This is a genomic window from Bartonella sp. AP57NXGY (genome assembly GCF_042195805.1).
Classification (GTDB): Bacteria; Pseudomonadota; Alphaproteobacteria; order Rhizobiales; family Rhizobiaceae; genus Bartonella.
Genome location: NZ_JBHIOZ010000305.1, coordinates 1 through 1,253 on the forward strand (window position 1 = coordinate 1; position 1,253 = coordinate 1,253).

Annotated in this window: 1 pseudogene; it reads left to right on the forward strand. The window is 21.5% G+C overall.

Going from position 1 to position 1,253, the window contains the following annotated elements:
- A pseudogene (locus ACFIL8_RS10515) lies at positions 1-96 on the forward strand (DUF1499 domain-containing protein); the annotation flags it as partial.
- Positions 97-1,253 lie beyond the last annotated feature (1,157 nt).

Here is a 1,253-nt window from a genome sequence, read left to right on the forward strand (position 1 = left end):
CCAAGAGATTTGGGGACAAATGCTGCTTTTATTATCGATTTTATGGATGCACTTGATACAGAAATCGCCTCACTTCCTCTTTCTGAAGATAATTAGTAGAGATTAGAAGTATAGTAAGTTACATTTACTAAATTAGCTTATTTCAAAAATAAATTTTGAGACGTGCAGAAACGCACAAAACATTTATCGTCTCTCGACGGCCATAAGCATTACTGACAAGTTCTTTAAACACCCAAAAGCAACTTATAGCCTCTTTTTAGCGCGTGACATATAGATAAAATATTTGAATTCAAATTCTAAACTTAAATACTATAATTGATTTTACATATATTTTTTATGCTCAGAAATCTCATCATAAAAGTAGGAAAGAAGACTTCTCTAATAAGGAAATTAAGCATTTCTTACAGGCGCATTTTTCCAATGAAAATAGAAAAATACACCCTCATCAAGAAAGATGAAATACATTTATCATAAAATATGATGCATATGTAATATAGTTACAGAAAAAATTAACAATAAAATACACATAAATTCATCTGTATTTTACAATAAATGATTATTTCAATTTTATAAAGAAATTTCATAATAATAAAAAAATATATATTATTACAAATAATAGAAACTTATTTAAATGAAAATAATTTTTCATCAAACATAACTTAAATATAAATACTAATATATAATATATTTAAACGCAACATAAATAAAACAAAACGCCAAAAATAACCCACTAAATGTCTTAATTGCTTCCTTTATACTATTTTTCCAACTGTCATCACTTTATCTATAACTTAATAAAAATATAAAAACAAATATTGAAAATAAAATATCAAAAACATTATTATATAAAGATAATAAATAATCATTTTTCATATAAATAACGTATACAAATAAAAACTGTTATAGAAAGTAATATAACAAATATAATGAACAAAAATGTGCTTAACAACATTTTTTTCACAATTTATTTGTTACTATAACCTTTAAATTTATACCGTAAAAACATTGCATAGAAAAATATAAATAAAGCACATGTAGAAGATAATAATTCTGCAATAATACGAATAATATCACTCATAAAAAAATCCAAATTAAATATATATAAAAACAATAAACACTAACATATATTATATCATACAAAAGTTAATAAAGTAAAATAATATAAAAAATAAAATTTCCAAATTAATCTATAATTATAAATTAATAATGAATAATCATTGTTCATAGAAATAACGTATATAAATAAAAAATGT